The organism is Streptomyces sp. NPDC048664 (genome assembly GCF_040650555.1).
Taxonomy (GTDB): domain Bacteria; phylum Actinomycetota; class Actinomycetes; order Streptomycetales; family Streptomycetaceae; genus Streptomyces.
In genome coordinates this window covers 239,494-262,940 of record NZ_JBEZHK010000002.1, presented here as the reverse complement: position 1 = coordinate 262,940, position 23,447 = coordinate 239,494, and the positions used below count along the sequence as shown (strand labels likewise).

Below are 23,447 nucleotides of genomic sequence, written 5' to 3'. Positions count from 1 at the left end.
CACGACATCCCCCAACCTGGAACCCTTGACATCTTCGCGATGATCAGTCATGTTCGTTATAGCTTCTAACTCACACGAAGAGCTATAACGGAGGTTGTCGTGGCAGACGTCAAGGGAAACGAGCAGCTCGTCGAGGTCGTCCTCCCCGGAGAGGTGGAACCCGAGGGCCTGCGACTGCGGCAGCGGGACATCCCGGTGCCGGGCGACGGGCAGATCATGGTCCGCATGGAGGCCACCGGGGTCTCCTTCGCGGAGCAGCAGATGCGTCGCGGACGGTACTACGACCAGCCGCCGTTCCCGTTCGTCCCCGGATACGACCTCGTGGGCACGGTCCTCGCCGCCGGCCCGGGCGTCGCACCGGGACTGGTGGGCAAGCGGGTGGCCGCACTGGTCAAGATCGGCGGCTGGGCCAGCCACGTCCTCCTCGACGCCGCCGACGCGGTGGAGGTGCCCGCCGGGATCGACGCGGCGCAAGCGGAGACCCTCGTGGTCAACGGCATCACCGCCTGGCAGATGCTGCACCGCATGGCCCGGGTGCGGCCGGGCGGGACGATCCTGGTCCACGGCGCCAACGGCGGCGTCGGCACCGTACTCGTACAGCTCGCGCGGGCGGCGGGCCTGTCCGTGATCGGGACCGCGTCCGCGCGCCACCACGACGCCCTGCGCGACGTCGGAGTCCTGCCGGTGGACTACCGGACCGAGGACATCCCCGCCCGGGTGCGCGCACTCGCCCCCGGCGGCGTCGACGCGGTCTTCGACCACGTCGGAGGCCGCAGTGTGATCGACTCCTGGCGGATGCTCGCCCCCGGCGGCACCCTCGTCTCCTACGGCAGCGCCGCGACCCGGGACGACACGGGATCCAAGCAGTGGCCCGTGCTGAAGATCCTCGGCCGGGTCTGGCTGTGGAACGCCCTGCCCAACGGCCGCCACGCGTACTTCTTCAACGTCTGGGCCGGACGCGCGCTCAACAAGAAGCGCTTCCGGGCTCGGCTGCACGCGGACCTCACCGCGGTGTTCGCCGCACTCCAGCGCGGCGACGTCACCGCCCGCGTCGCCGCCCAGCTGCCGCTCTCCGAAGTGGCGGCGGCCATGCGACTGGCCGAGTCGGGCACGGTCGCGGGGAAGGTCGTCCTGGTTCCCGGCCGGGCGGGAGCCTAGACCCCGAGCCCTCGCCTCCCCCACCGCCCACCGGGCGGAGGCGTCCACGGTGGGGAGACCGGACGAGGCCTACGGGAACACCAGGCCGACACCGTGGGCCAGTTGGGCCGCGGCGTGGCGGAAGAACGCCTCCCGGTCCTCCACCACCTTGGTGAACTGACCGAACACCTCGAACCCCACCAGCCCGTACAGTTGGGCCCACGCGGCGACCAGGGCCGCAACCACCTCCGCCGGCAGATCAGGCGCCAGATCGGCGGCCATGCGCCGGGCCTCGGGCGCCAGTTCCGCGGGAATCGGGGTACGGGCCACGCCGCGCCGCCGGCAGGCGTCGCGCACGATACCGATGAACAGGAGCCCCACCCGGGACGCGGCCGGGACGGTCGTCTCGGGCGCGGAATAGCCGGGCACGGGCGAACCGTAGATCAGGGCGTACTCGTGCGGATGCGCGAGCGCCCAGCCGCGCACCGCCTCGCACACAAGGACCCAGCGGCGCGCGGGGGCGATGTCCCCGGCCTTGGCGTCCGCGGCCTCGGCGGCCTCGCCGAGGGAGTCGTAGGCGTCGATGATCAGAGCGGTGAGCAGGTCGTCACGGCTCGGGAAGTAGCGGTAGAGCGCGGAGGAGACCATGCCGAGCTCCCGGGCTACGGCACGGAGCGAGAGCTGGGCTGCGCCCTCGGCGGCGAGCTGTCTGCGCGCCTCGTCCTTGATCGCGGCGGTGACCTCGATCCGGGCGCGGGCGCGTGCTCCTTGAGGGGTGGTCATGGGGGGAGTCTGCCATGCGCGGGGAGCACTGCACACTTTTTGGAGCATCGCTCACTCTTTGGAGCAGCGCTCGTTTGACGGAGCGGTGATCACTCTTTGGAGCGGTGCTCACAGTCACAGGCCAGCAGCAAAGCAGCCCTTCCCCCGCCAAAGCCGCATCAGCACCCCACAGATTCGAGAGCAGTGCTCTCGCTTTAAGGCACCCCCGTCCGCCACACTCCCCTTAAGCGAGAGCACTGCTCTCGAACACGGCGAGAGCACCGCTCCCGCAAGCCCATGGGGGTCATCATGTCCGCGTCGCACCCGCAGTCGTCACCGTCGCCCTACTACCTCAGGGGAAGCCGGATGGCGATCCGCCTCAACAGGGTCATCGGCTGGCTGGCGCGCCACGGCATCAGCCTCGCCGGCACGGCGGAGATGTCCGTGCGCGGCCGCAAGAGCGGCCGGATGCAGCGCATCCCGGTCAATCCCCATCGGCACGAGGGCGTGCAGTACCTCGTCTCCGCCCGCGGGCATTCCCAGTGGGTCCGCAACATGCGCGCCGCGGGCGGCGGCGAGCTGCGAGTGGGGCGCAGGGTCCGCGTGTTCACCGCGGTGGAGCTGCCCGACCACGAGAAGCTCCCGGTCCTGCGCGCCTACCTGGAGAAGTGGGGTTGGGAGGTCGACCAGTACTTCCAGGGCGTCACCGCGAAGTCCAGCGACGAGGAGATCACCGCGTCGGCCCCCGACCACCCCGTCTTCCGCATCACCGTGGACAGCTGACGGCGACCGGCCCACCGGCATCGGCGGGCCCGGCCGGCAGCCGTGCGCAGGTCAGGACTCGGCGCCGTCGTCCGCCGGTCCCCGGTCCAGCGCGGTCAGGGCGCGCTGGACGATCGAGCGGTCGCGGACCAGCTCCCCCAGTGACGTGGATCCCTGTGTGATGCGCCTGAACGCGTTCCACGCCGGACGGACGCCGGTCAGTGCCGCGTGGAACAGGCCGGGGCGGCGTTCGAAGGCGGCCAGCATCCGCTTGCCGACGCTCATCTCCACGCCCAGCCCGGACTTGATCGCGAACGTGTAGTTCAGGGCCTGCCGGCGCGTGTCCACCGCGTCGTTCGCCTCGGCGATCCGCACCGCCCACTCCCCCGCGATCCGCCCCGATCGCAGCGCGAAGGAGATTCCCTCGCGGGTCCAGGGCTCCAGCAGCCCCGCCGCGTCGCCGCAGACCAGCACCCGCCCACGCGTCAGCGGTGAGTCGTCGGCACGGCAGCGGGTCAAGTGGCCGGAGGAGATGCTCGGTTCGAATCCGGCGAGCCCCAGGCGGCCGATGAAGTCCTCCAGGTACCGCTTGGTGGCGGCACCTTCGCCGCGCCGCGAGATCACCCCGACCGTCAGCGTGTCGCCCTTCGGGAAGACCCAGCCGTAGCTGCCGGGCATCGGGCCCCAGTCGATGAGCACCCGCCCACGCCAGTCCGCCGCGACGGTCTCGGGCACCGGGATCTCGGCCTCCAGTCCCAGATCCACCTGGTCGAGCTTCACCCCGACATGTGCCCCTATCCGGCTCGCGCTGCCGTCCGCACCGACCACGGCACGCGCCAGCAGCGTCTCGCCGTTCTGGAGGACGACCGCCACCGTGCGCCGGTCGGGCACGGCCGAACCGTGCTGCTCGACCCGGGACACCGTCGCCCCCGTCCGCAGTTCCGCGCCCGCCTTCTGCGCGTGCTCCACGAGCTGCTGGTCGAACTCGGGGCGGTTGATCAGCCCGAAGAGCATGCGCCTGGAGCGCCGGGTCCGGGTGAAGCGGCCGTTGTTCGAGAAGGTCACCGCGTGCACCCGGTCGAGCAGCGGAAGCTCGAAGCCGGGCGGCAGGCTGTCGCGGGAGGGACCGATGATGCCTCCGCCGCACGTCTTGTAGCGGGGCAGCTCCGCCTTCTCCAGCACCAGCACACTGCGTCCCGCCACCGCCGCCGCGTATGCGGCCGAGGCCCCCGCGGGTCCCGCGCCCACCACGACGACGTCCCATACCCGCTGCACGTCGTCCGCCGAAGAGTTCTCGCTGCTCACGATGGTCTACTGCTCCCGGTCAAGCCGCTTGTCGCACCTGTCCCAGGCATCCTACGGCGACGTCCTCGCAGGTCGCTGTGCGAGGATCGGCGGAGCGTGCGCCCTGCACACCAGTACGCACACACGCAGATCCGTACAGGAAGAACCCGTCCGTACCCATCGGTAGGACGTCGCACCCACAAGGAGCGTGCCCATGTCGTCGAATCCGGTCGCCGAGGCCGTCGCCTCGCTGATGCCCAGGGCCAGGGAGGAACTCACCGAGTTGGTGGCCTTCAAGTCGGTGGCGGACTTCGACCAGTTCCCCCGGAGCGAGAGCGAGGGCGCCGCACGCTGGGTCGCCGACGCGCTCGCCGCCGAGGGCTTCGAGGACGTGGCGCTGCTCGACACCCCCGACGGCACCCAGTCCGTGTACGGCTTCCTGCCGGGCCCGCAGGGCGCCAGGACGGTCCTGCTGTACGCGCACTACGACGTGCAGCCGCCGCTGGACGAGGCCGGCTGGACCAGCCCGCCGTTCGAGCTGACCGAGCGCGACGGGCGCTGGTACGGGCGCGGCACGGCCGACTGCAAGGGCGGCCTCATCATGCATCTGCTCGCCCTGCGCGCGCTGAAGGCCGACGGTGGCGTGCCCGTGCACGTCAAGGTCATCGCCGAGGGTTCGGAGGAGCAGGGCACGGGCGGTCTGGAGCGGTACGCCGAGGCCCACCCCGACCTCCTCGCCGCCGACGCCGTCGTCATCGGCGACACCGGCAACTTCCAGGCGGGGCTGCCGACGGCCACGGCGACCCTGCGCGGTATGACGCTGGTGCGGGTCGAGGTGGACACGCTCGAAGGGAACCTGCACTCGGGCCAGTTCGGTGGAGCGGCGCCCGACGCGCTGGCCGCGCTGGTGCGCGTCCTGGACTCGCTGCGGGCCGAGGACGGCTCGACCACCGTCGACGGCCTGGTCTGCGAGACGCGCTGGGACGGTGTGGAGTACGCGGAGGAGCAGTTCCGCAAGGACGCCAGGGTGTTGGACGGGGTGGAGCTGATCGGCTCCGGCTCCGTCGCCGACCGGATCTGGGCGCGGCCGGCCGTGACCGTGCTCGGGATCGACTGCCCGCCGGTCGTCGGGGCCACGCCGTCGGTGCAGGCGAGCGCCCGTGCGCTGGTCAGCCTGCGGGTGCCGCCGGGCGTGGACGCGGCCGAGGCGACGAAGCTGCTCCAGGCGCATCTGGAGGCGCGGACGCCGTGGGGTGCCCGGGTGCGGACCGAACAGGTCGGTCAGGGGCAGGCGTTCCGGGCGGACACGACCAGCCCGGCGTACACGGCGATGGCCGAGGCGATGGCCGTTGCCTACCCGGGCCAGGAGATGCAGTACGCGGGTCAGGGCGGGTCCATCCCGCTGTGCAACACCCTCGCCTCGCTCTACCCGCAGGCCGAGATCCTGCTCATCGGGCTGAGCGAGCCGGAGGCGCAGATCCACGCGGTCGACGAGAGCGTCAGCCCTGAGGAGTTGGAGCGTCTGTCGGTGGCGGAGGCGCTGTTCCTGCGCAACTACGCCGCGGGCTGAGCGGGTTCGACTCTGGAGGGCCCCACCGTTTTGGTGCGGGCCCTCTAGGCTGGTGTCATGCGGCTCGACAGCGGGACCGGTGACGCGGGCGAGCGGGGCGAGGCGGGTCGTCTGGTTCGGCACGGCGATGTCTCCACCTCCCTCGCGGTGCTCAGCGACGAGGAGTTGGCCGCTCTGGTGGCGGGTGCCACACCCCTGGGGGCGGGGATCGGCGGGCGCGGCGCGCTGCTGCGGGTCGACGGGGTACCCGTCTTCGTGAAGCGGGTGCCGCTCACCGATCTGGAACGGCGGCCGCGGCATGTGCACTCGACGGCCAACGTGTTCGGCCTGCCGCCGTTCTGCCAGTACGGCATCGGGGGCCCCGGATTCGGTGCCTGGCGGGAGCTGGCCGCGCACACGATGACGACGAACTGGGTGCTGACGGGCCGGTTCGCGGGCTTTCCGCTGATGCACCACTGGCGGGTGCTCCCGGACACGCCCCAGCCCCTGCACGCCGAACTCGTCGACGTGGCAGGGGCGGTGGAGTACTGGGAGGGCAGCCCTCAGGTGGGTGAGCGCATCGAGGCGCTGCGCACGGCGTCGGCGAGTGTGGCCCTGTTCCTGGAGTACATCCCGTACACCGTGCACGACTGGCTCGGGGCGCGGGTGGCGGCGGGCGACGCGGACGCGGCATGCGCCCTGGTGGACCGGGAGCTGACGGCCGTCGCCGGGTTCCTTGGGCCGCAGGGGTTCACGCACTTCGACGCGCACTTCGAGAACGTCCTCACCGACGGCCGGCGGCTGTATCTCGCCGACTACGGCCTGGCCGTCTCCTCCCGCTTCCGGTTGTCGCCCGCGGAACGCGAGTTCCTCGGGCGACACCGCGGGTACGACCAGGTCTACACGGCCACCTACCTGGTGAAGTGGCTGGTGACCGCCTTGTACGGGTACGGCGCGGCGGAGCGTGAGGCGTTCGTCCACGCGTGCGCGAAGAGAGCGGCGAGGCCCGAGGGGATCGCGCCCGTCGCGGCCGGTCTCATCACCCGGTACGCGCCGCTCGCCGCGGTCATGGTGGACTTCAGCCGCCGGCTCCGGTCGCAGAGCCGGCTGACGCCGTACCCGTACGAGGAACTGCGTCGGGTCTACAGAAGCTGCACCGTCTCCGCGTAGTGGCAGGCGACCGGGCCGGCGCCGCCCCGGTCGGTGAGCTCCGGGACCTGTTCGACGCAGGCGGTGCGCTCGCTCTCGGTGAGCTGCTGGGCGAACTTGGGGCACCGGGTGCGGAACCGGCATCCGCTGGGCGGACTGATCGGGCTCGGTACGTCCCCCTGGATGGTGATCCGCTTGCGTGCCCTCTCCTTGCGCGGGTCGGGCAGGGGGATCGCGGAGACGAGCGCCTGGGTGTAGGGGTGGGCCGGGCGGGAGAAGAGGTCGCGCGCGGGCGCGATCTCCACCAGGCGGCCCAGGTACATGACGGCGACCCGCTCGGCGACGTGCCGCATCACGGACAGGTCGTGCGCCACGAACAGGAAGGACAGGCCGAGTTCGCTCTGGAGGTCCATCAGCAGGTTGAGGACTCCGGCTTGGATGGAGACGTCCAGCGCGGACACGGGCTCGTCCAGGACGATCACCTTGGGGCGCAGGGCCAGCGCGCGGGCGATGCCGATGCGCTGGCGCTGGCCGCCGGAGAACTCGTGGGCGAACCGGTTGCCGTGCTCGGGGTTGAGCCCCACCAGGCGCAGCAGTTCACGCACCTCGCCGCGTGCGGCCGCGTTGTAGCGGCCGTGGATGCGCAACGGCTCGGCGACGATGTCGTGCACGGTCAGTCGCGGGTCCAGGGAGGCGTACGGGTCCTGGAAGACGATCTGCAGTTCACTGCGCAGCGGCCTCATCTGACGCTTGCTCAGTTCGGTGAGCTCCCGGCCGCGGTAGCGGACCTGGCCGGAGGTCGCCTTCTCCAGGCCGAGCAGGGTGCGCGAGACGGTCGTCTTGCCGGAGCCCGACTCGCCCACCAGGCCCAGGGTCTCGTTCTCGAACAGGTCGAAGGAGACACCGCACACGGCGTGGACGTCGCCGACCCGTCTGCGGACGACGCCGCGGGACATGACCGGGAAGTGCTTGACCAGGTCGCGGACCTGGAGGACGGGTTCACCGGTGCCGCCGTGGCCGGTGAGGGGCGGCAGTGCTGCGGCGTCCCGCACGGGAGCGGTCATTCGGAGTCCTCCTCGGGGGTCGGGGTGGTTGCCGCCTCGGCGAAGCGGGCCAGTGCCCCGGTATCGGCGCCGCTCGCGTCGAACACCTCGTCGGCGTCGGTGTCGACGAGTTCCGTGGAGAAGTGGCAGGCGCTCAGGTGGCCTTCGTGGCCGGTCGGCCTGAGCTGCGGCTCGTCCCGGTCGCAGGCGTCCCGGTGCATCGGGCAGCGTGGGGCGAAGGGGCAGCCGGGCGGCAGGCTGACCATCGAGGGCGGGGATCCGGTGATCGGGGTGAGCCGCTGCTCCTCACGGTCGAGGCGGGGCATCGATCCGAGCAGGCCGAGGGTGTAGGGCATGCGCGGGGTGTAGAAGATGTCCTCGACGGAGCCCGTCTCCACGATCCGGCCGGCGTACATCACGGCGACCCGGTCCGTGTGTCCGGCCACCACGCCCAGGTCGTGGGTGATCAGGACGAGGGCGGCGCCGGTCTCCGCGCGTGCCGTCTCCAGTGCGTCGAGGATCTGGGCCTGCACGGTCACGTCGAGCGCGGTGGTCGGCTCGTCGGCGATGATCACGTCCGGGTCGTTGGCCATGGCGATAGCTATGACGACGCGCTGGCGCATGCCGCCGGACAGTTCGTGCGGGTAGTTGTCGATCCGGCGGTCGGGGCTGGGGATGCCGACCGTGCCCAGGAGGTCGACGGCCCGGGTGCGGGCGTCGCTCTTCTTCATGCCGGGGTTGTGCCGTCTGAGGGTCTCGGCGATCTGGTAGCCGATGGGGTAGACGGGGTTGAGGGAGGTCATCGGATCCTGGAAGATCATCGCGATGCCGTTGCCGCGGATGTCCGACATGCGTGCGTCGGACATGCCGAGCAGTTCCGTGCCCTCGAACCGTACCGAGCCCCGCACGCGCGCCGTCGTGGGCAGCAGGCCCATCACGGCCATCGCGGTGACGGACTTCCCCGACCCGGACTCGCCGACGATGCCGAGCGACTCGCCGCGGGCGAGGCTGTACCCGACGCCGCGTACGGCCCGTACGGTTCCGTCCTCGGTGGGGAACTCCACGCTGAGGCCGTCGACTTCGAGTACGGCGTCGGTGGCGCCGCCGGCGCGTACGCCCTCGATGCTCGTGGTCGTCACTGTCGCACCCTTTGCTGCCGGGGATCGAAGGCGTCACGCAGCCCGTCACCGATGAAGTTGATGGTCAGCGCGATCAGGATGATGACGGCGCCGGGAATGTAGAAGAGCCACGGCCGGGTGTCGACCGCCGTCTGCGCCTGGGAGACGAGCAGGCCCAGGGAGGTGTCGGGCGGCTCGACGCCGAAGCCCAGGAAGGACAGGGCGGTCTCGGTGAGGATGCCGGTGGCGACCAGCACCGTGGCGTTGACGATGATGGGTCCGAGGGAGTTCGGCAGGAGGTGCCCGAAGATGATCCGGGTGTCGGACGCGCCCAGGGCGCGGGCCGCCTCCACGAACTCCTTCTCGCGCAGCGACAGGACGGTGGAGCGGACGATGCGCGCGACGTACGCCCAGGTCAGTCCGGCGACGACGACCGCGATCCAGTACCAGGAGCCGCCGCTTCGCGAGGAGATGACGAGGGCGATGGCGAACAGGGGAAGGGTCAGGATGAGGTCGGCGACGCGCATCATCACCGAGTCGACGATGCCCCGGTAGAAGCCGGCGATGGCGCCCCAGACGGCGCCGAGCACGGTGGAGCCGAACGCGATCAGGATGGCGACCTTGAGCGAGGTCTGGGTGCCGCGCATCACCTGGGCGTAGGCGTCGTAGCCGGAGGAGTCGGTGCCGAACGGGTGCTTGGCCGAGGGTGGTTGGGAGTTGTCCGGGGTGTACTTCGTGTACGAGTAGTGCCACAGGTACGGGCCGATGAACGCCCACAGCACGATCAGCACGAAGACGACGGTGCTGATCATGGCCGCTCTGTGCCGTCCGAAGCGGCGCAGCACCAGCCGCCACTGGCTGCGCTGCGCGACGTCGACCCCGTCCGCGGAGTCGGGTGCTTCGGTGCTCGCGAACCCGGGTGCCTTGGTCTCACTCATAGCGGATCCTCGGGTCGAGTACGGCGTAGAGCAGGTCGGCGATCAGGTTGAACACGATGACGATGAAGGCGGACAGCAGCAGCCAGGCCATCGTGCGGTAGACGTCGAGCGTGGTGACCGCCTGGACGAGCATCTCGCCGAGGCCGTGCCACTGGAAGATCGTCTCGGTGATCACCGCGCCGCCGAGGATGATGGCGACGTCGAGCGCCGTGACGGTGGCCAGCGGGATCAGCGCGGTGCGCAGGGCGTGTCTGATCATGACCTTGCCGCGGCGCAGCCCCTTGGCGCGGGCGAGGCGCACGTAGTCGCTGCCCAGCACCTCCAGCATGGACGCGCGGGTGTAGCGGGTCCAGGAGGCGAAGGAGACCAGGGCGAGGGTGATGGTGGGCAGGACGAGGTGGCCGATGCGGTCGACGAACTCGTTCCAGGTGGTGTCGACGTCGAGGTAGGTCGACTTCTCGCCGATGGTGCCGAGGAACTGGCTGCCGGTGTTCTCGTTGTACCAGATGCCGGCCTGCTTGAGCAGGACGGCGAACCAGAAAACGGGCATGGCGAGGAACACGAACCCGATGAAGGTGATCACGTAGTCGCCGAAGGAGTACTGGCGGATGGCGCTGTACACGCCGCAGACCACGGCGAGCAGCAGGGCGAGGACCATCGCCGCGGCGACCACGGTGACCGTGACCCTGAATCGGGTGAACAGGTCGTGGCCGATGTTCAGGTTGGGTTGCACCGACGGCCCGAAGTCGCCGTGCAGGACTCCGGTGATCCAGTTCCAGTAGCGTTCGGCGACGGGTTTGTCCGCGTGGATGTGCCGGGCGAACGCGGTGACGGCGGCCTTGCTGGGGGCGGGTTGCCGCGAGGTGGCGAAGTTGGCCACGGGGTCGCCGGAGTTGACGACCACCAGGAACACGACGAACGTCGAGACGATCAGGACGGGTATGGACACGAGCAGGCGGCGCACTGTGTAGGCGAGCATGCGGTCTTCTCTCGGAGGCCGACGGGTGGTGGGTGGCCGGTCGCCCGCGCGGCCTGCCCGGCCCCGGCGTGGCCGGGGCCGGGCAGGGGGTGTGCGACGGTGCGCGGGCGGACTACGGGGCGGGGGGGCGTTACTTCTTCAGGCCCCACTCGCCGACGTTGTAGGGCGGACCCACGTTCGTCGCGTTGTCCCGCATGTTCACGAACCGCTTCTGCACCGCGAAGAAGGTCGGCTTCTGGTACAGCGGCAGCACGTAGGCGTCCTTGATCATCAGTGCGTCGGCCTGGTTCAGCAGGCTCGCCGCCTTGGACGGGTCCGTCTCACCGATGGCCTGGGCGATCAGGGAGTCGGACTGCTTGTTGCTGTAGCCGCCGTAGTTGCCGCCGCTTCCGGTGGTCCAGGTGCCCTGGGCGTTGCTGGTCGGGAACGGCGAGGCCACCCAGGCGAAGACGATGATGTCGTACTGGTGGCCGGCGAGCACCGTACCGAGGTCCGCGGCGCCGATCGGCTTGATGGTGATCTTGATGCCGAGGCTCTGCATCGCGCTCTGCAGGATCTGGCACTCGCTCTGGCGGATCTGGTTGCCTGTGGTGTAGCGGCAGTTGAAGGGGCCCACGGCCTTGCCGTCCGGGGTCTTCAGGTCCGTGCCGATGCCGGTGAACTTCGCGTCGGTCAGGTACTGCTTGGCCTTGGCGAGGTCACCGGACCCCTGGCCGGACGCGGTGACCAGGTCCTGGTAGCCAGCCTGCCCGGGAACGTAGTTGTGGTTGCCGAGCTGCTTCACGCCAGGGTCGAACTGGCCGACCGTCTTGGCCATGATGTCCTTGACGCTGATGGCCGTGAACATCGCCTGCCGCAGCGCCGTGTACTTGCCGATCACGGGGTTGTGCAGGTTGAGGTCGAAGTGCTCCCACGTCAGGCCGCTGCCGATGGTGTAGGTGACGTCCGGGATGCCCTTGATCTGGTTGACCAGGTCGACCTCGGGCTGCGGGTAGATCCCCTGCACCTCGTTGTTCTTCAGCGCGGTCGGTTCCTGCGTGGCGTCGGTGATCACCTTGAAGATCAGGCGCTGCAGGGTCGCCTTCTTCGCTCCCCACCACTTGGGGTCGGGCACGTAGGTGGCGTGGTCGTTGTCCGTCCAGTCCTGCATCTTGTACGGACCGGCCGTCGCGTACTTGCTCGGCGGGTTCTTCTGGAAGTACTGCCAGCCCTGCGTCATCTGAGCGGCCGTCATGTGGGCCGCGTCGTCGGCCGTCGCACCGGAGATCTTCTCGGCGACGTGGGCCGGGTACATCGGGTAGCCGGAGCCGAACAAGCCCTTCCAGTCCGAATAGGGCTTGCTCATCACCATGGTGACGGTCTTTCCGCCGTCGGAGCCGGTGATCGACTTGATGCGGTCATAGCCGGCGGTGCTCGCCGGCAGGCAGCCCTTGGTCTGCGACGAGTCGCTGGCGGGCGGCGGCGGGCAGTCCTTGCCGTTGTTGGTGCGCCAGTAGTAGATCATGTCGTCGGCGGTGATCGGCGTGCCGTCGTTCCACGACGCCTTCGGGTTGATCTTGTAGACGATCGTCTGCGGACTGGTGCTGGTCTGCGTCGCCGACACCATCAGGTCCGTGTTGAGCTTGACCGAGAAGTCGGGCTGCGGGACGAACACCGAGGGAAGGACGACGCCGAGGGCCTCACCGTTCTCGAAGGTGTTGCCGTTGGTGTCCTGGGTGTTCCACTGCTGGATGTTCTTCTCCAGCGTGTAGGTGAACGTGCCGCCGGACTTGGTGTCGGCCGCGTTGCAGGTGTTGGCCTTGCCCTGGGTGCTGCACGACGTGAGCCCGGCCGAGCCGTTCTTCCCGCCGGACCCGCTTCCACCGCCGCCGCCGCTGCTGCAGGCGGCCAGGACCAGAGTCAGTCCGGCGGCGAGTGTCAGGCTCCGGGTGAGAGCCGAGGATGTGGCGCGCATGTCCCTCCTTCGGCCGGCGTGAGTCCGGCGTGATCTGGGCGGCCCCGAGCCGCCAGAGAGATGAGCTGCGGCAAAGGTAGAGGGATCAAGCCCGTTCGCCCCTTGACCGAGCCATACCGGGATGGCTTCGGTTCAGACTCGCTCTTCTCACGGAACCACCCGCGCCGTGCAAAATCACCTGGTCAGGCGACACCACCTGATTGATCATCAACTCTGCTTGAAAATCTGGGACTTCAGATCATTTTTGGACTTCTGGGGGTTTCAGCCGACCGGCAGGCCCGCCTCCAGGTAGATCACCGCGTCCCGTGCACGCGCCCGCAGCGCCCAGCGCAGGCGCTCGTAGCGCACGGGCGGCAGCAGTTGGGCCGCCTCCGCCTCCGTGACGAACCGCCAGGCACGCAGCTCGGGTCCGGGCAGGGTGAGCCGGCCGATCGCGGCATGGTCGAGGAGGCCGCCGTCGAAGAGGAGGCGCATGCCGCCGTAGCGGGGCGGGGCGGGTGGCTCCCAGTCCGCGACCAGCAGCCGGGGAGTGCTCTCCAGCACGATCCCGGTCTCCTCGGCGACCTCCCGCACCCCGGCGCCGGCCGGCGCCTCCCCGGGTTCCACCACGCCGCCGGGGAACTCCCAGCCGGCCTTGTAGGTCGGATCCACGAGCAGCACCCGCCCCCGCGCGTCGAAGAGCAGCACCCCGGCGGCGAGGGTCTCGGCGACCGGCTCCGGGGTCTGGACGATGTCGCACACGGCGGTGTCGGTGCGGACGGCCTCCGCGATCCGCACGGCGGTCTCGTGGGGGCTGAGGGAACTGGTGTCGATGAGGTGCGCGTCGGCGGTGAGCCAGGAGTCGAGCGCGGCGCGATAGGGCTCGACACGGTCGCCGGGGCGCGGGCGGACCCGGGCTTCACCGCCGGGCGGATCGGACGGTGACTCGACCGCGGCCGCGCGCTCGCGCAGGATCGTTTCAGCCGGGGCGAGGAGGAGATGGCGGACCGTGATGCGACGAGCGGCGAGTCCTCCGAAGATCTCATCGCGGTGCTCCTGGCGCAGCAGCGTCATCGGCACCACGAGCACCCCGCCGAGTTCGGCGAGCATCGCGGCGGCCGTGTCGATCACGAGCCGCCGCCAGATCGGCAGCTCCTGGAGGTCACCGGCCTCGTCGAGGCGCCCCGGCGGCAGCAGGCGCGGGAGTGCCGCGCCGATCACCTCGGGGTCGAAGAGCGTGCTGTTCGGGATCAGTTCGATCAGTTCCCGTGCGGCGGTGGACTTCCCCGCACCGAACGCGCCGTTGATCCAGACGACGGTCACGGACTCCCCCTCGTGTGTTGGCCCCCTGTGGCTTGCCCGCTACACCCTGCCACGGAAACCCGGCACTGATGAGGGCGTGTCCGCGCCGCAGCACGGCGCCGGTGCCCCCTCCCGAGGAGGGGGCACCGGCGCCGCGACGTGCCCGTCAGCCGTGCTGCCCGAGGGCCCCCTCGCCCGCGGCCCCGCCCTCGTCGAGGGTGTGGTCGACGGCGCTGAGCGTGTCCTTGGCCTTCAGGTCGGAGTGGTCCTCGTGGTCCGCGGCGTGCGACGGCGTGAGAGCCGCCACGACGAATCCGGTGGCGAGGGAGGCGATGGCGAGCATGCTGCGCTTCTTCATACCCTGCTCAACTGCCGAGCGGCGCGAGGGTCACGCACGCACCCGCCCACGGGTGCACCGGTCGCGGGTGCACCGGTCGCGGGTGCACCGGTCGCGGGCTTCGAGGAGGGAGCGGGTCAGGTGGCCGCGCCCACGGCCTGCGCGCGCTCGCCCCGGCGCAGGGCCGCGGCGGCGGCGCCCACGAGACCCGCGTCCGTGCCCATCAGGGCGGGGGCCACGGTCAGGCGCCGCACGAAGGACAACGTGGCATAGGAGGCCAGGGCCTTGCGCAAGGGGGCGAACAGGACGTCCCCGGCCTTGCCCACTCCCCCGCCGATGACCGCGATGTCGATCTCCACGAGTGTCGCGGTCGCCGCGATGCCCGCGGCCAGCGCCTGCGCGGCCCGCTCGAAGGACGCCGTCGCCACCGGGTCCCCGGCCCGGGCGGCGGCGGCCACGGCGGCGGCCGAGGTGTCCCCGTCGGGCCCGGGTCGCCAGCCGCCTTCCAGGGCGCGGCGCGCGATGTTCGGGCCGCTCGCGATCCGCTCCACGCAGCCGCGGGAGCCGCACGGGCAGGGGGCGCCGTCGAGATCGACGCTGATGTGCCCGATGTGCCCCGCGTTGCCGGTGGGGCCGGGGTGCAGGCGGCCGTCGAGGACCAGCCCGCCGCCCACCCCCGTGGACACCACCATGCACAGCGCGTTGTCGTGACCGCGGGCCGCGCCCTGCCAGTGCTCGGCGGCCGTGATGGCCACCCCGTCCCCGATCAGCTCGACGGGCAGCCCGCAGGTCTCGTCCCGGACCCGCTCGACCAGCGGATAGCCGCGCCAGCCGGGCACGTTCACCGGGCTCACCGTGCCCGCGGAGGCGTCCACCGGACCCGCGCTGCCGATGCCGACGGCGCTCACCCCACCCCACAGCGGGGTGTCCTGGAGTTCCCGCACGACCGCCCGCACGGCCCCCATCACGGTGTCGCCGTCCTCCCGCGCGGGCGTGGCACGCTGCGCGCGCACGAGGATCCGGCCGCGGCCGTCCACCAGCGCTCCGGCGATCTTGGTGCCGCCGATGTCGAGCGCGGCCACGAGGTCGGTGTGCATCAGTGTCAGATCTCCCAGTGCTTCCAGTGCTCGAGCCCTACCGGCACTCCGGTCGCGGCAGCCCGGGGAACCGCGGCCCGCCGCCACGATCCTCGCCTCTTCCCGGCCGCGCCGGGCAGGGGGCGGCTATGGCGGGCGGAGGCGGGCCGGAGATTGCGATGAACAGTCTCTCTCGCATCTGACAACGTTGTCCAGGCTCTATGCTCGACGCCACATCCTCATACACCCCCATGGACCGAATCCACCCCCATGGACCGACGCACCCCCGTGGACGACAGGACAGGACAGCGCATCGTGCCCGAGACCGCTCGCCGACCCGAGAACCGCTACGGCAATCGTCCGACCATGAAGGACGTCGCGGCGCGGGCCGGGGTGGGCCTGAAGACGGTCTCCCGTGTCGTCAACGGCGAGCCCGGTGTCACCCCGGACACCGAGCGCCGCGTCCAGGACGCCATCGAGGCGCTGGGCTTCCGCCGCAACGACAGCGCCCGGGTGCTGCGCAAGGGCCGCACGGCGAGCATCGGCCTGGTGCTGGAGGACCTCGCCGACCCCTTCTACGGTCCGCTCAGCCGCGCGGTGGAGGAGGTCGCGCGGGCGCACGGCGCCCTGCTGATCAACGGATCGAGCGCGGAGGACCCGGAGCGCGAACAGGAGTTGGCGCTGGCGCTGTGCGCACGGCGGGTCGACGGGCTGGTGGTCATCCCTGCCGGTGACGACCACCGCTATCTGGAACCCGAGATCAGGGCGGGCGTCGCCACCGTGTTCGTCGACCGCCCGGCCGGGCGCATCGACGCCGACGTCGTTCTGTCCGACAGCTTCGGCGGCGCCCGCGACGGAGTGGCCCACCTCATCGCGCACGGCCACCGCAGGATCGGGTTCATCGGCGACATGCCCCGCATCCACACCGCGGCCGAACGGCTGCGCGGGTACCGGGCCGCGATGGAGGACGCGGGCATACCGGTCGAGGAGTCCTGGATCTCCCTCGGCGTCACGGACCCGGAGCGGGTACGCCGCGCCACGGAGGCGATGTTGTCGGGTCCCGCGCCCGTCACCGCGATCTTCGCGGGCAACAACCGGGTGACGGTGACCGTGGTCCGTGTCCTGGCCGAGCACGGCCGCCCGGTCGCCCTGGTCGGTTTCGACGACTTCGAGCTGGCGGACCTGCTCGACCCCGGCGTCACGGTGGTCGCCCAGGACGCCGCCGCGCTCGGCCGCACGGCTGCGGAGCGGCTCTTCCGCCGGCTGGACGGCACCCTGCCGGCCCCCGAGCGCATCGAACTGCCCACCAGGCTGATCACCCGGGGCTCGGGGGAACTGCCGCCGGCGGACTGAGGAGGCGCCGCGTCCGGGCGGCCGCCCACGGCTTCGCGAGGGCAGGCCCGGGTCAGCCCGGCGAACGGCGCTCCCCACGGCAGTCCCTCCGCCGCCCGCGGGCGCGACCCGGCATCGCGGTCCGCCGTGCCCGTCGGTCGTCCGCGGCGCCGTCATGGCCGGCCGCGCGGTTCCCCGCGCCCCTTCGGGGCACGCCGTCGGCACCGTGTCCGACATCGGCAGGCACCGCCGCCCTCAGCGACCCCCCGAGGCCGTCGGGTCGGATCGCCCGGGTGTCGCGAAGCTCTCCAGGTCCGCCCGTGTCAGACCGGTGGCCCTCGCCACCTCGGCGATGTCCAGTGCGCCGCAGTCCAGCCCGCGCAGCAGGAAGCCGCTCAGCGCCTTCGCGGTCGCGGGCTCGTCCATCACGTCGCCGCCGGTGCGGTGGGCGTAGCGGATCAGGCGGGCCGCCGCCTGTTCGAAGCCCTCGCGGTAGAAGGCGAAGACGGCGGCGTAGCGGGTCGGCAGGTGGCCGGGGTGCATGTCCCAGCCCTGGTAGTAGGCGCGGGCCAACGCCCTCCGGGTCAGCCCGTAGTGGAGCCGCCAGGCGTCGTGGACCTTGTGCGTGGGCCCGACGGGCAGGACGTTGGTCGAGCCGTCGCTGACGCGCACCCCGGTGCCCGCCGCCGCGACCTGCATGACCGCCTTGGCGTGGTCGGCGGCCGGGTGGTCGGCGGCCTGATGGGCGGCGGAGACGCCGAGGCAGGCGCTGTAGTCGAAGGTGCCGTAGTGCAGTCCCCTCGCCCGGCCCCGGGCCGCCTGGATCATGCGGGCGACCGTCGCGGTGCCGTCCGCGGCGAGGATGGCCTGGCTGGTCTCGATCTGGATCTCGAAGCCGATCCGCCCCGGCGCCAGCCCGTGCGCCTCCTCGAAGCCCTCCAGCAACCGCGCCATGGCCGCGACCTGTTCGGCGTAGGTGACCTTGGGCAGGGTCAGGACGAGTCCGTCGGGCAGGCCGCCGGCCTCCATCAGACCCGTGAGGAAGATGTCGAGCGTGCGGATGCCCCGGTGGCGTACCGAGGCCTCCATGCACTTCATGCGGATGCCCGTGCAGGGGGCGGCCGTGCCGTCCTCGTACGCCTGCGCGACCAGCCGGGCCGCCCGGGCGGCCGCCTCGTCCTCCTCCGCGTCCGGGCGCGGTCCGTAGCCGTCCTCGAAGTCGACGCGCAGGTCCTCGACCGGTTCCCGTTCGAGCTTGGCCCGTACCCGGTCGTGGACGGGTTCGGCGAGCTCGTCGGCCAGGCCGAGGACGGCGGCCAGGGAGGCGGCGTCCGGGGCGTGCCGGTCCAGGGCGGCCAAGGCCTGGTCGCCCCAGGACCGGACGGTGTCGGGGGTGAGGAGGTCGCCCGGGACGTAGACGGTGTGGACGGGCTGCCGGGTGCCGGGGTCGCCCGGGTAGAGGCGTCGCAGCTCGCGGTCCACCGGAGCGAGGCGGGTGTCGATCTCCCCGGTGACGGCGTCCGTGAGGCTGGTCGCCACCCTCTCCCGCCGGCCTTCCGTCATTGCCTGCCCTCCCGTAGCCCGCGCCGCGAATCAACAATCTGTTGAACGACGCTATCCGTGGATCTCGCCGATGGTCAACACTCTCGCGCGCCGCGCAGGCCTTCGCTCCCGGGACGGCAGGCCCGCGAGGACGGCGAAGCCCCCGCGACCGCGCCGACGGCGGTGGCAGGGGCTTCGCTGTGGTGCCGGAGGTCAGCCCTTGCGGGTCTTGACCTCGTCGGTCAGCTGGGGGACGACGTCGAAGAGGTCGCCCACCACGCCGTAGTCGACCAGGTCGAAGATCGGCGCCTCGGCGTCCTTGTTGATCGCCACGATCGTCTTCGAGGTCTGCATGCCGGCGCGGTGCTGGATCGCGCCCGAGATGCCGGAGGCGATGTACAGCTGCGGGGACACGCTCTTGCCGGTCTGGCCGACCTGGTTGGTGTGCGGGTACCAGCCGGCGTCGACGGCGGCGCGCGAGGCGCCGACGGCCGCACCGAGCGAGTCGGCGAGCGCCTCGATGACCGCGAAGTTGTCCGCGCCGTTGACACCGCGACCGCCGGAGACCACGATCGCGGCCTCGGTCAGCTCGGGGCGGCCCGTGGACTCACGCGGCGTACGGGCGGTGACCTTCGTGCCGGTCGACTTGTCCGAGAAGGACACCGACAGCGCCTCGACCGCGCCCGCGGCCGGGGCGGCCTCCACCGCTGCCGAGTTGGGCTTGACGGTGATGACCGGGGTGCCCTTGGAGACGCGGGACTTGGTGGTGAAGGAGGCGGCGAACGCCGACTGGGTGGCCACCGGGCCCTCGGCGCCGGACTCCAGGTCGATGGCGTCGGTGATGATGCCGGAACCGATGCGGACCGCGAGGCGGGCCGCGATCTCCTTGCCCTCGGCGGAGGACGGCACCAGGACGGCGGCCGGGGACACCTGCTCGTAGGCGGCCTGCAGCGCGTCCACCTTCGGGACGACCAGGTAGTCGGCGTACTCCGACGCGTCGTGCGTGAGGACCTTGACGGCACCGTGCTCGGCGAGGGCGGCGGCGGTGTTCTCCGCGCCGGCACCGAGGGCGAGGGCGACGGGCTCGCCGATGCGGCGGGCCAGGGTCAGCAGCTCCAGGGTGGGCTTGCGGACGGCACCGTCCACGTGGTCGACGTAGACGAGAACTTCAGCCATGGGAAAGGATCTCCTTGCGGATTGCGAAGTCTGAGGGGCGGTCAGGCTGAGGAGCCTTAGATGAACTTCTGGCTCGCGAGGAACTCAGCGAGCTGCTTGCCGCCCTCGCCCTCGTCCTTGACGATGGTGCCCGCAGTGCGCGCCGGACGCTCGGCGGCGGACTCGACCTTGGTCCAGGAACCGTCGAGGCCGACCTCGTCGGCGTCGATGTCCAGGTCGGACAGGTCCCAGGACTCCACCGGCTTCTTCTTGGCCGCCATGATGCCCTTGAAGGACGGGTAACGCGCCTCGCCCGACTGGTCGGTCACGGAGACCACGGCCGGAAGCTGCGCCTCGAGCTGCTCGGAGGCGGTGTCGCCGTCGCGGCGGCCCTTGACGGAGCCACCCTCGACCGAGACCTCGGACAGCAGGGTGACCTGCGGGACGCCCAGGCGCTCGGCCAGCAGGGCGGGGACCACGCCGGCGGTGCCGTCGGTGGACGCCATGCCGGAGATCACCAGGTCGTAGCCGGCCTTCTCGACGGCCTTGGCGAGCACCAGGGAGGTGCCGATGATGTCCGTGCCGTGCAGCTCGTCGTCCTCGACGTGGATCGCCTTGTCGGCACCCATGGACAGAGCCTTGCGCAGCGCGTCCTTGGCGTCCTCCGGGCCCACGGTCAGGACGGTGACCTCGGCGTCGTCGGCGTTCTCGGCGATCTGCAGCGCCTGCTCGACCGCGTACTCGTCGAGCTCGGAGAGCAGACCGTCCACGTCGTCCCGGTCGACGGTCAGGTCATCGGCGAAGTGCCGGTCGCCAGTGGCGTCGGGCACGTACTTCACAGTGACAACGATCCTCAAGCTCACGCCGGCTCTCCTACTGCAATCGTCATTTCTTGGCTGCCTTCTTCCAGGCAGCATAGGCGCCTGAAGCGGCCGATCCCGTCCGGGGCGACCCCGCGCTCCGAACGAAATATTACTCGTCAGTACACCCACTACCTGCCCGCTAAGCAAGCGCTTTGAACTGTGACCTTGACAACGCTGCGTAATCGCGCACGCGGCTCGTCCGCCCCGCCGCGCGGAGCCCGAGGGCCAACGGGGTCAGTCGCGCAGCGCGTTGAAGCGCCCCTGGTGGTAGAGCAGCGGGCGCCCGTCCCCGGCGGGGTCCCCGCCGAGGTCTCCGTGGGCGACCTCGGCGATCACGATGCGGTGGTCCCCGGCGGGCACCCGCGCCACCACGCGGCACACCAACCAGGCGAGCACGCCGTCCAGGACGGGCACCCCCTCGGGGCCGTCGCGCCAGGCCGTGGGCGCGGCGAAACGGTCCGCGCCGCTGGTGGCGAAGACCGCGGCCAGCGCCTCCTGGTGCTCACCGAGTATGTGCACACCGACGTGTCCGGCCTCGGATACGGCGGGCCAGCTGGAGGCGCCGGTACCGATCCCGAACGAGACGAGCGCGGGCTCGGCCGAGACGGAGGTGAGGGAGGTCGCGGTGAAGCCGACCGGGCCGCCGCCGCCCGGGGCGGTGATCACCGCCACTCCCGCGGCGTGCCGCCGGAAGACGGAGCGCAGCAGACCGGACGGGGCGAGCGGAGGGGCGCCGAGGCCGGACGGGGCCGTCATGGAGGTGTCCTTCCGCGCGTGCGAGGGGTGGTGTGCGGGTCCCGCCGCACCGGCGGCGCCGGGCGGCCGGGCGGGTCCGTGGCCGTTCAACAGGCCGGACAGCCGGCACCGGCGGTGCGGGCCGGGTCCACGTGGTCGCGCTCGACGAGAAGGGGTTCCGGGGGCATACGGTCAGGTTGACGAGAGGGGGCGGCCTCAGTCAAGTGGGGGCCGGAACCTGGAGATACGTCATCAACCGGGTCACAGCGCCGTACCGAGCGCCGCGATGACGTCCGCCGTGCGCGGCTGGCCCACCGCCCGTCGTACGACTCTGCCGGCCGCGTCCAGGACGAGCACGGTCGGCGTCTTGACGACGTCCAGCGCGCGGACGAGTTCGAGCCGCTGTTCGGCGTCGATCTCCACATGGGCGACGCCCGGCACCATGGCCGCGACCTCGGCGAGGGTCCGCCGTGTGGCCCGGCAGGGGGCGCAGAAGGCGCTGGAGAACTGGACCAGCGTCGCCCGCTCACCGAGCCCCTGACCCAACTCGGCCGCGCCGAGCCGCCGTCCGTCGCCCTGTCCGTCCACGTCCACTCTCCCGTACTCCCTGCTCGCTCTCCCGCCCGCCACCGGCCGTCCCCTTCCCCAGCGTTCGGCGGACCCTCGTGATTCCCGGGCGCACTCGGGTGACGTGACGAGGATCTCGCCACTTACCGGCACCAGGACTGGCCCCCCGTGCGTTCTTCGGGCACGATCTGCGACAGGCCGTAAACCTACGGCAGCGTAACTTCCGCCGGGAAGCCCTTCCCAGGCAGAGAGAAGGGTCCATCCCGCCCATGGCTGAGCTTGTCTACCGTCCCGTCGTCGGTCTCGCGCTCACGATGTTCAAAGCATGGGACCTGAAGATCGACTGCAAGGGCTCGGAGAACATCCCTCGCTCGGGTGGCGCGGTGCTCGTCAGCAATCACATCAGCTATCTGGACTTCATCTTCAACGGCTTCGCCGCGCTGCCGCAGAAGCGCCTGGTGCGGTTCATGGCGAAGGACTCCGTCTTCCGGCACAAGGTCTCCGGGCCGCTGATGCGTGCCATGAAGCACATCCCGGTGGATCGCGAGCAGGGCGAGGCGGCGTACGCGCACGCGCTGGACTCGCTGAGGTCGGGCGAGATCGTGGGCGTCTTCCCCGAGGCGACCATCTCGCAGTCCTTCACCCTCAAGGGCTTCAAGTCGGGTGCCGTGCGCCTGGCCCAGGAGGCCGGTGTGCCGCTGATCCCGATGGCCCTGTGGGGAACCCAGCGCCTGTGGACCAAGGGGCACCCGCGCAACTTCAAGCGCAGCCACACCCCGATCACCATGCGGGTCGGCGAGCCCGTCGAGGCCCCGCGCGACACCTACGCGGGCGCGCTCACCCGCCAGCTGCGCGAGCGGGTGCAGGAGCTGCTGGAGGCGGCGCAGCGCGCCTACCCCGTGCGCCCGAAGGGCCAGGACGACACCTGGTGGATGCCGGCGCACCTCGGTGGCACCGCCCCCACCCAGGAGCAGCTGAGCGCGGCCAAGGCGCGCTGACCGGGATCCCTCACAGGATCCCTCACGGGGTCAGGCCGGGGCGTGGACGGTGACCCGCGCCCCGGGGCTGAACTTCTCCAGCAGCTCGGCGAGTTCGGCCCCGGCCCGCTCGACCTCGGTCACCGGCATCGGCGGCAGGCTCTCCAGCAGGAACAGCGCCGAGACCGACTCCTCCGTGAGCCGGGTGCGCGGCCCCTGGCGCCAGTTCCAGCGACGGCAGGTGACGCCGGCGTCGTCCCGCCACACCACCTCCCCGGCGTCCGGGCGCTCGACGGTCTCCGCCCCCTGGGCCGCGGTCACGAACTCCTCGCCGCCCGCGGCCCGTACGAGCCTCATGGCGCCCTGGATCAGGTCGAGGTCCTCACCGCCGACCGGGACGAGATGGGCGACGCTGATCGCGTTGTAGAGGTCCACGAGGGCGTTGATGCGGGGCAGGCCGGCGTCCGACAGGGCACGCCTGGCCAGCGCCTCGGCGGAGTTGCGGGTACGGGAGGGCTTGGCGCCGAAGTCCGTGTACGCCGCGCGCCAGGCCGCCATGTGCGGGTCCTCGTGCGGCGCGCGGCCGTCCAGGCGGGCGGCGAGCCGGCGGGTGGCGTCGTCGAGCAGGGCGGCGGTGGCGTCGGTACTGGGGCCGTTGACCAGGCCGTGCGCCTCGATCGCGACATGGGTGAAGCCGGGCGCGAGGGCGCGGACCTCGTCGGACACGGTCAGGGTGAACGTCATGGCCTGCCTCGGAGTGCGGTGGGAAGCGTCGAGGTTCACTGTACAGGACCATGAAGTCCTCTCCAGTGGACTTCCGGCGAGGGTGCGGGCCAGGGCCGCCGGATCGGCCGCGGGCCCGGAACGCGGAAAAGCGGTCGCCCGTGAGGTGGTTCCCTCACGTGCG

22 protein-coding genes are annotated in these 23,447 nt (G+C 71.3%); 6 read left to right on the top strand and 16 right to left on the bottom strand.

Annotated features, from left to right (window positions below; genetic code table 11):
• Positions 1-99: 99 nt before the first annotated feature.
• Positions 100-1,158 (top strand): medium chain dehydrogenase/reductase family protein, encoded by a 1,059-nt coding sequence (locus AB0C59_RS03095; RefSeq protein WP_363000396.1) that lies wholly within the window; start codon positions 100-102, stop codon positions 1,156-1,158.
• Between the two features lie 69 nt (positions 1,159-1,227).
• Here the strand turns inward: AB0C59_RS03095 and AB0C59_RS03090 are convergent, their stop codons facing one another.
• Positions 1,228-1,920, bottom strand: a complete 693-nt coding sequence (locus tag AB0C59_RS03090; protein ID WP_363000394.1) for a TetR/AcrR family transcriptional regulator — start codon at positions 1,918-1,920, stop codon at positions 1,228-1,230.
• Between the two features lie 288 nt (positions 1,921-2,208).
• On the opposite strand from AB0C59_RS03090, the gene AB0C59_RS03085 reads away from it, so the two are divergent.
• Complete coding sequence (locus AB0C59_RS03085; RefSeq protein WP_363000392.1) at positions 2,209-2,682, top strand: nitroreductase family deazaflavin-dependent oxidoreductase; 474 nt, start codon at positions 2,209-2,211, stop codon at positions 2,680-2,682.
• Between the two features lie 51 nt (positions 2,683-2,733).
• On the opposite strand, the gene AB0C59_RS03080 is transcribed toward AB0C59_RS03085, so the two are convergent.
• Positions 2,734-3,966 carry a geranylgeranyl reductase family protein gene (locus AB0C59_RS03080; protein WP_363000390.1) on the bottom strand — a complete coding sequence of 411 codons (1,233 nt, stop codon included), beginning with the start codon at positions 3,964-3,966 and terminating at the stop codon, positions 2,734-2,736.
• Between the two features lie 193 nt (positions 3,967-4,159).
• On the opposite strand from AB0C59_RS03080, the gene AB0C59_RS03075 reads away from it, so the two are divergent.
• Both AB0C59_RS03075 and AB0C59_RS03070 read left to right on the top strand, forming a co-directional pair.
• Positions 4,160-5,515 carry a dipeptidase gene (locus AB0C59_RS03075; RefSeq protein WP_363000388.1) on the top strand — a complete coding sequence of 452 codons (1,356 nt, stop codon included), beginning with the start codon at positions 4,160-4,162 and terminating at the stop codon, positions 5,513-5,515.
• 57 nt (positions 5,516-5,572) lie between these two features.
• Complete coding sequence (locus AB0C59_RS03070) at positions 5,573-6,664, top strand: protein kinase family protein (RefSeq protein WP_363000386.1); 1,092 nt, start codon at positions 5,573-5,575, stop codon at positions 6,662-6,664.
• Here the strand turns inward: AB0C59_RS03070 and AB0C59_RS03065 are convergent.
• The 8 genes from AB0C59_RS03065 to AB0C59_RS03030 form a co-directional block, all read right to left on the bottom strand.
• Positions 6,637-7,707 carry an oligopeptide/dipeptide ABC transporter ATP-binding protein gene (locus tag AB0C59_RS03065; protein ID WP_363000384.1) on the bottom strand — a complete coding sequence of 357 codons (1,071 nt, stop codon included), beginning with the start codon at positions 7,705-7,707 and terminating at the stop codon, positions 6,637-6,639. The genes AB0C59_RS03070 and AB0C59_RS03065 overlap by 28 nt on opposite strands.
• On the bottom strand, positions 7,704-8,825 hold the full coding sequence (locus tag AB0C59_RS03060) for an ABC transporter ATP-binding protein (protein ID WP_363000382.1): 1,122 nt from the start codon (positions 8,823-8,825) through the stop codon (positions 7,704-7,706). The genes AB0C59_RS03065 and AB0C59_RS03060 overlap by 4 nt, the downstream gene beginning before the upstream one ends.
• Positions 8,822-9,742, bottom strand: coding sequence for an ABC transporter permease (locus AB0C59_RS03055; RefSeq protein ID WP_363000380.1), 921 nt, complete (start codon positions 9,740-9,742; stop codon positions 8,822-8,824). The genes AB0C59_RS03060 and AB0C59_RS03055 overlap by 4 nt, the downstream gene beginning before the upstream one ends.
• Positions 9,735-10,721: an ABC transporter permease gene (locus AB0C59_RS03050; RefSeq protein WP_363000379.1), complete on the bottom strand. Its 987-nt coding sequence runs from the start codon at positions 10,719-10,721 to the stop codon at positions 9,735-9,737. The genes AB0C59_RS03055 and AB0C59_RS03050 overlap by 8 nt, the downstream gene beginning before the upstream one ends.
• 130 nt (positions 10,722-10,851) lie before the next feature.
• Entirely contained in the window at positions 10,852-12,675 is a 1,824-nt protein-coding gene (locus AB0C59_RS03045; RefSeq protein WP_363000378.1) for an ABC transporter family substrate-binding protein, read from the bottom strand.
• Between the two features lie 261 nt (positions 12,676-12,936).
• Complete coding sequence (locus tag AB0C59_RS03040) at positions 12,937-13,977, bottom strand: NUDIX domain-containing protein (RefSeq protein WP_363000377.1); 1,041 nt, start codon at positions 13,975-13,977, stop codon at positions 12,937-12,939.
• A gap of 145 nt (positions 13,978-14,122) precedes the next feature.
• Positions 14,123-14,314 carry a hypothetical protein gene (locus AB0C59_RS03035; protein ID WP_363000376.1) on the bottom strand — a complete coding sequence of 64 codons (192 nt, stop codon included), beginning with the start codon at positions 14,312-14,314 and terminating at the stop codon, positions 14,123-14,125.
• Positions 14,315-14,430: 116 nt separating this feature from the next.
• The gene (locus tag AB0C59_RS03030) at positions 14,431-15,390 is read right to left on the bottom strand and encodes an ROK family protein (protein ID WP_363000375.1); all 960 of its coding nucleotides are present in this window, start codon (positions 15,388-15,390) and stop codon (positions 14,431-14,433) included.
• A gap of 249 nt (positions 15,391-15,639) precedes the next feature.
• Between AB0C59_RS03030 and AB0C59_RS03025 the strand changes: the two genes are divergently transcribed.
• Entirely contained in the window at positions 15,640-16,722 is a 1,083-nt protein-coding gene (locus AB0C59_RS03025) for a LacI family DNA-binding transcriptional regulator (RefSeq protein WP_363000374.1), read from the top strand.
• Between the two features lie 234 nt (positions 16,723-16,956).
• Here the strand turns inward: AB0C59_RS03025 and AB0C59_RS03020 are convergent, their stop codons facing one another.
• The 5 genes from AB0C59_RS03020 to AB0C59_RS03000 all read right to left on the bottom strand — a co-directional run bounded on the left by AB0C59_RS03020 (position 16,957) and on the right by AB0C59_RS03000 (position 21,590).
• Positions 16,957-18,264 carry an aldolase/citrate lyase family protein gene (locus AB0C59_RS03020; RefSeq protein ID WP_363000373.1) on the bottom strand — a complete coding sequence of 436 codons (1,308 nt, stop codon included), beginning with the start codon at positions 18,262-18,264 and terminating at the stop codon, positions 16,957-16,959.
• 192 nt (positions 18,265-18,456) lie between these two features.
• Entirely contained in the window at positions 18,457-19,419 is a 963-nt protein-coding gene (locus AB0C59_RS03015) for an electron transfer flavoprotein subunit alpha/FixB family protein (protein WP_363000372.1), read from the bottom strand.
• Between the two features lie 56 nt (positions 19,420-19,475).
• Positions 19,476-20,261: an electron transfer flavoprotein subunit beta/FixA family protein gene (locus AB0C59_RS03010; RefSeq protein WP_363000371.1), complete on the bottom strand. Its 786-nt coding sequence runs from the start codon at positions 20,259-20,261 to the stop codon at positions 19,476-19,478.
• A gap of 234 nt (positions 20,262-20,495) precedes the next feature.
• Positions 20,496-21,017, bottom strand: coding sequence for a flavin reductase family protein (locus AB0C59_RS03005; RefSeq protein WP_363000370.1), 522 nt, complete (start codon positions 21,015-21,017; stop codon positions 20,496-20,498).
• Between the two features lie 240 nt (positions 21,018-21,257).
• Positions 21,258-21,590, bottom strand: a complete 333-nt coding sequence (locus tag AB0C59_RS03000; RefSeq protein ID WP_363000369.1) for a thioredoxin family protein — start codon at positions 21,588-21,590, stop codon at positions 21,258-21,260.
• 242 nt (positions 21,591-21,832) lie between these two features.
• Between AB0C59_RS03000 and AB0C59_RS02995 the strand changes: the two genes are divergently transcribed.
• Positions 21,833-22,561 (top strand): lysophospholipid acyltransferase family protein, encoded by a 729-nt coding sequence (locus AB0C59_RS02995; RefSeq protein WP_363000368.1) that lies wholly within the window; start codon positions 21,833-21,835, stop codon positions 22,559-22,561.
• 30 nt (positions 22,562-22,591) lie between these two features.
• On the opposite strand, the gene AB0C59_RS02990 is transcribed toward AB0C59_RS02995, so the two are convergent.
• Entirely contained in the window at positions 22,592-23,284 is a 693-nt protein-coding gene (locus AB0C59_RS02990; protein ID WP_363000367.1) for a phenylalanine--tRNA ligase beta subunit-related protein, read from the bottom strand.
• Positions 23,285-23,447 lie beyond the last annotated feature (163 nt).